The 3025-nt window shown below is 61.6% G+C and carries 2 protein-coding genes; both read right to left on the reverse strand.

The genetic code is table 11. The features are described 5' to 3' along the window. Positions 1 to 76 precede the first annotated feature (76 nt). Complete coding sequence (locus DCO47_RS26385) at positions 77 to 1219, reverse strand: HlyD family secretion protein (RefSeq protein WP_083352496.1); 1143 nt, start codon at positions 1217 to 1219, stop codon at positions 77 to 79. Beyond that, positions 1216 to 2871 (reverse strand): MFS transporter, encoded by a 1656-nt coding sequence (locus DCO47_RS26390; protein ID WP_042609308.1) that lies wholly within the window; start codon positions 2869 to 2871, stop codon positions 1216 to 1218. Before DCO47_RS26390 ends, DCO47_RS26385 begins: the two co-directional genes overlap by 4 nt. Positions 2872 to 3025: the final 154 nt, after the last annotated feature.

The following is a 3025-nucleotide window of genomic DNA, read 5'->3' on the forward strand; positions in this document are numbered from 1 at the left end:
CGGTGTGTCAGATAAAGAAATATTACTGATACGACGCTTTCGCGAGCAGGCTCGCTCCCACAGGGTTATGCATTGATCAGTGGGGTTGGGTGTCGCCGGCTGCGGTGTCGATGCTGACCACCACCGACATGCCCGGTCGTAGCCGTTCCTGCTCCTGCTGATCGGGATCGATGGTGATGCGCACTGGCACGCGCTGAGCGATCTTGACGAAGTTGCCAGTGGCATTGTCGGCCTGGAGCAAGGCAAATTCCGAACCGGTGCCCGGCGAAATATGCTGCACATGGCCAGTGAATCGGCGGTGGTTCAAGGCGTCGACGGTGAAGCGCACCGGTTGCCCGACACGCACGTTGGCCATTTGGGTTTCCTTCATGTTGGCGATCACCCATTTCTGATCCGGCACCAATGCCATCAATTGCGCGCCGGAGTTGACGTAGGCGCCGAGGCGCACGCCGATCTGCCCGAGCTGGCCGTCGCGCGGGGCGACAATCCGCGTGTTCGACAGATCGATCCGTGCCAGTTGCACCGCCGCTTCGGCGCTGGCCACCGCAGCTTCCAGCGAGCCGCGATTGACGATCACCGTTTGCAGATCCTGCCGGGCGATTTCCAGATTGGCCTTGGCCTGCGCCACCGCTGCGGTGCTCTGCGCATTGGCAGCGAGGGTCACGTCGAACTCGCGTTTCGACACCGAACCGTCGCGCACCAGTTCCTGATTACGCCGCAGATCGGCCTCGCTCTTGCGCAACTGCGCCTGGCTGTCGGCCAACACCGCCTGGCGCAATTTGATCGTTGCCTCGGCGCTGTTGCGCTGCTGCACGACGTTGGCCAGCCCGGCCTTTTGCACCGCCAGTTGCGCCAGCGACTGGTCGAGGCGCTGCTGATAAATGCGGTCATCCAGTCGCACCAGCAGATCCCCGGCCTTGACGTACTGGAAGTCCTGCACCGGCACCTCGAACACGTAACCGCTGAGCTGCGGGCCGATGATCGTCACCTGCCCGCGCACCAAGGCGTTTTCGGTGGTTTCCACGGCGCTGCTGAACGGCGGCAATTGCCAGGCATAGAGCACGATCAGCACGCCGACGATGGCGATCGCCGCAAAGCCCAGCGAAGAAATGATCCGCACCCGCAGCGAACGCGGCTCGGTATTGGCTGACGACGGCGGCGCCTCCCCTTCAGGCGTGGCGGCAATGGCGTTGGTAGTTGTGGTGGTCGGTTCGGTCATGAAGAAATGGCGCCGCTTGATGGTACGGAAGGTGTCGGCTCAATGGCTTTGGTGGTACTCATCAGCCACAACGCGCGAATCGAAAGCCAGATCATGGTCAGTACGGCAATGACCGCGATCAGCATGAAGACATCGTTATAGGCCAGCACGTTCGCTTCGCGTGTCGCTGCATTGGCGAGGCTGCGGATCCCGGCCAGATTGCGCAGGCTCGGGTCGGCCAGCAAACCGCCATAGGCTGAACCGCCGCTCTGCACGCGCGCGGCCACCAAGGGATCGGACATCACCAGATGATCGACGATGTGGCTGGAATGGTACTTCTCCCGCACGATCTGAAACGTGCCAAGCAACGCCGCGCCGAGCAGCCCGCCGAGGTTGTTGCAGATCCCGAACAGCACGGAAAAACTCACCAGGTTGCGCGGGTTGGTCAGCACGTTGCGCGTCCCGAACACCATGGTCGGGCCGAGAAAAAACGTACTGCCGAACGCCAGCAGGAACTGGCTGAAGTAGAGATTTTGCGGGCGGGTCAGGTTGTTGGAAAAACTGTCCATCACCGAACCGGTGGCCATCAGTGCGAGCGAGATGATCAACGGCATCAGCAAGTGTTTGGGGTCAATGGTCAGCGCGCTGGTGGCAAGCCCGGCGACGCTGCCGATCAGCATCACCACGTACAGGCTGTGCAGTTGCTCATAGCCCATGTTGAGGTTCTGCATGAAACCGACCGCACCGGTGGATTGCTCCGAGGTGACCATGCGGATCAGGGTCACTGCCAGCGCCAGACGAATCATCGTGCCGCTGCCCAGCCAGCGGGTCATCAGCATCGGGTTGCTGCGGTTATGTTCGATGGCCAGGCCCATGATGATCAGCGCAATCGAACAGGCGAGCGCGACGCCGATCCAGTCGGCCTCCAGCCACCAGTCGATGCGCCCCAGCGACAGCACCGCGCACAACAACGCCACACCGGTGGCGAGGATGGCGAAGGTCAGGAAGTCGAGTTTTTCAAAGGTCTTGAAGCGGTCACCGGGCGGCAACTTCAGCAGCAATACACAGCCGAGTGACAACAGGGCCATGCCCAATTCGAACAGGTAGAGGCCGCGCCACTCGGCGATCTGCAACAAGTCTTCGGAAAACAGCCGCGCCAGCGGCAACGCCAGTTGCGAAGTGCCAAGACCGAGTACCAGCGCTTTGAGTCGCCACTTCGCCGGGAACGCCTGGACCATGTAATACAGCCCCAGCGAACTCAGCGCCGCGCCGACCATGCCGTGGGCAGCACGCACCGCCACCGCAGAATTGAGATCGTTGACGAACAGATGGCCGAAGGTCACCAGCGCATAGAGCACCAGGAACACTTCGGTGAACGCGCGCAAGCCGAACTGCTGGCGAAACTTCACCAGCAGCAGGTTCATCGATACGTTGGTCATCACATAGGCGGCCGGCAGCCAGGCCATTTCCGCAGTGGTCGCGCCGAGCGAGCCTTGCAGATAAGGCAGGTTGGCGACCACCAGCGAATTCCCCAGCCCACCAGTCACCGCCACCAGCACACCGACCGCCGCGTACGCCAGGCGCTTGGGCGTGGAGTGCAGTGGTGTCGACGGCGAACCGGGCAGGCTGGGCTTTTCGTGAGGTTGCCAGTTGCGCGGGGCGTACTTATCCATGGATCGGCCTGGTGCTGGGGGTGGAGGAAGTTTGCCGCATATTTCTTTGCAGCACACTTTTCCATGGACAACAAAAAACCCTGTAGGAGTGAGCCTGCTCGCGATAGCGGTGAATCACTCGCCATTTTCTTCGCTGACACACCGCTATCGCGAG

The organism is Pseudomonas sp. NDM, assembly GCF_003105095.1.
In the GTDB taxonomy this organism is placed as follows: Bacteria; Pseudomonadota; Gammaproteobacteria; order Pseudomonadales; family Pseudomonadaceae; genus Aquipseudomonas; species Aquipseudomonas moraviensis_A.

Bases quoted from the DNA above. Each gene is read 5' to 3' on its own strand.
- DCO47_RS26385 (WP_083352496.1), bottom strand. From the start codon at position 1,219: ATGACCGAACCGACCACCACAACTACCAACGCCATTGCCGCCACGCCT.
- DCO47_RS26390 (WP_042609308.1), bottom strand. From the start codon at position 2,871: ATGGATAAGTACGCCCCGCGCAACTGGCAACCTCACGAAAAGCCCAGC.